Below are 2,558 nucleotides of genomic sequence, written 5' to 3' on the forward strand. Positions count from 1 at the left end.
TGTCAACCGGCGCGCAAAACTGACCCCCTATCGGCGTCCAATATTGACCCCACCTTTCGGTAGTCTGGCGGTTATCCCGGTAGTCGATAGGAGGGGCCCACGGACGACGACGCGCACCGTCAGGTGTGCTGGCGGCGGCGTCCGTGGGAGGTCCCTGTTGACCCACCGGGTTAACCGCCGGGGATGGGGGTCCGGGGGAAGGGGTTTTCGGCTCAGTTCCGGTTTTTGAACCGCCAGCTGTCATTGCCCGTCTCGATGATGTCGCAGTGGTGCGTGATGCGATCGAGAAGCGCGGTGGTCATCTTGGGGTCGTGGAAGACGCTCGGCCATTCGCCGAAGGCGAGATTGGTCGTGATGATGACCGAGGTCTTTTCGTAGAGCTTGCTGATCAGGTGGAAGAGCATCTGACCACCGGACCGGGCGAACGGCAGGTAGCCCAGCTCATCAAGTACCACGAGATCAAGCCGCGAGAGTTGGGTGGCAAGGCTGCCGGCCTTGCCTAGGCGAGCCTCTTCCTCAAGCCGGTTCACCAGATCGACCGTATTGAAGTATCGGCCTCTGGCACCGGCGCGCACCACCGCGGCGGTGATGGCGAGAGCCAGATGGGTCTTACCCGTGCCTGTTCCGCCGATCAGCACGATATTGCGCCGTTCCGGCAAGAACGAGCCCGTATGAAGCGAGCGGATCAGTCCTTCGTTGATCGGCGTGCCATCGAACATGAACTCATCCAGGTCCTTGATCGCCGGAAGCTTGGCTGCGGTCATGCGATAACGGATCGATGCCGCATCCCGGTGCGCCGTCTCCGCACGCAACAGGTCGCCCAACATCTCCATGACCGTTCTGTCGCGGCGGATGCCGTTGGTGACGGCATCATCGAAGGCTGTGACCATGCCCTTGAGCCCCAGTCCCTTGAGGGCGGCCATGATCTCATGCCGCTGCATCGAGGTCTCGCACGGTATCGTAGCGGCCGCAGTTCGCCTCTGGCGGATGCTTGAGCTTCAGGTTGACGACGACGTCCATAGCCTGGACGTCATGAGGCTCACGTCGACGGGACAGGATGTTGAGGATGATCTCGTCGCTGACAGTACCGGCGCCGAGTGCCTCGCGCACTGCGGCCTCGACAGCCTCCAGGCCATCTTCGGGGACAGCGGCGAGGACGCGCACGAAGCGCCGGTCGGCATCGTCGCCCTTGCCCAGCTTGCGCCGCAGTTGGGCCAGCGCAGGTGGGAGAGCCCAGTCCTGGAAGGGGGCGCCATTGCGCAACGCACCGGGCTTGCGGGCGAGGATGGGCAGGTAATGCCATGGATCGAAGATCGTCTGGTTCCGACCGAAGACCCGTTCGTGTTCGGCCACGACAACGCCGTCGCAGCGGATCACGATGCGCGTTGCATAGGCCCGCACCTGCACAGCCTGATGGGCCGCCTTCGCCATCACCGAGTACCGGTTGCGATCGAAGCTCACGAGGCACGTCGAACTGGCTACGTGTTCGCTCTCGAAGAACCCGTCGAAGGGAACCGGTAGCGGTTGCAGCATCGGCCGCTCCGCCTCCAGCGCCTGCGCGATCGTCATATCTTCCTGGTCTGGATGCTGGTTGCGTTCCGCCCAGCGCCGGCACTCGGCCTCCAGCCAGATGTTCAGTTCCTCGAGGCTGGCAAAGCGCAGGCGCGGCTTGAACAGGCGCTCCCTGCTGGTCTGAACCTGGTTCTCGACCTGTCCCTTCTCCCACCCTGCGGCAGGACTACAGGCCACCGGCTCAACGCGATAGTGGTCCGTCATGATCAGGAACCGCCGGTTGAACAGGCGTTCCTTGCCGGTGAACACCGTCGTCACCGCCGTCTTCATATTGTCGTAGATGCCGCGCGTCGGAACCCCACCGAAGAAGGCAAAGGCGCGGGCATGTGCGTCGAACACCATCTCCTGCGTCTCGCGAGGATAGGCACGGACAAATGGTGCCCGTGACCAGCAAAACCGCATATGCGCGACCTTCACGCGCATCGGCTTGCCGGCGATCTCGACGTCCTCATGGCTCCAGTCGAACTGGTAAGCCTCGCCGGGCCGGTACATCAACGGAATGAACGCCTTGGCCATATCGCCGGCCTCGACGCGACGCTCACGCTTCCAGCGCGCAGCATAGCGCCGCACAGCGTCATAAGAGCCGCCAAACCCTTCGCGCTGGAGCAGATCATGGATCCGCGTCATGCGAAGCCGGTCACGCCGGGGCAGCCCTTCGTTCTCTTCAAGCAGCTCTTCCAGGCGAGTGCTGAAAGGACCAGTCTGCGGCCGATGCTGTTCCTTGCGCTCGTAACTGGCATCTGCGTTCGGCGCCCGGACCGCCTTGCGCACCGTGTTGCGCGACAGCCGCAAATCCCGCGCTATCGCCTTGATCGGCTTACCGTCCCGGTGCTCCCGGCGGATCCTCGTAATCGTCTCCACAACCAACATCCCTGTACCCGCCGTTCGGAACCCAAACGGCGGCGCTTCTCACAATGAGATGAAGGGGGTCAATTTTAGACGCCGATCACCCCGCTAAGGGGGGCAATTTTGCACGCCGCTCCACA

At 63.1% G+C, this 2,558-nt stretch carries 2 protein-coding genes; both read right to left on the bottom strand.

Translation table 11 applies throughout. From position 1 onward, the window contains the following. Nucleotides 1-212 precede the first annotated feature (212 nt). Nucleotides 213-941: an IS21-like element ISSsp4 family helper ATPase IstB gene (istB, locus tag C2R25_RS17380; RefSeq protein ID WP_103730414.1), complete on the bottom strand. Its 729-nt coding sequence runs from the start codon at nucleotides 939-941 to the stop codon at nucleotides 213-215. Continuing rightward, complete coding sequence (istA, locus tag C2R25_RS17385) at nucleotides 928-2,442, bottom strand: IS21 family transposase (protein WP_103730415.1); 1,515 nt, start codon at nucleotides 2,440-2,442, stop codon at nucleotides 928-930. The genes istB and istA overlap by 14 nt, the downstream gene beginning before the upstream one ends. Nucleotides 2,443-2,558: the final 116 nt, after the last annotated feature.

Origin of the sequence: Novosphingobium sp. HII-3 (assembly GCF_002916655.1) — a bacterium.
Lineage (GTDB): Bacteria > Pseudomonadota > Alphaproteobacteria > Sphingomonadales > Sphingomonadaceae > Novosphingobium > Novosphingobium panipatense.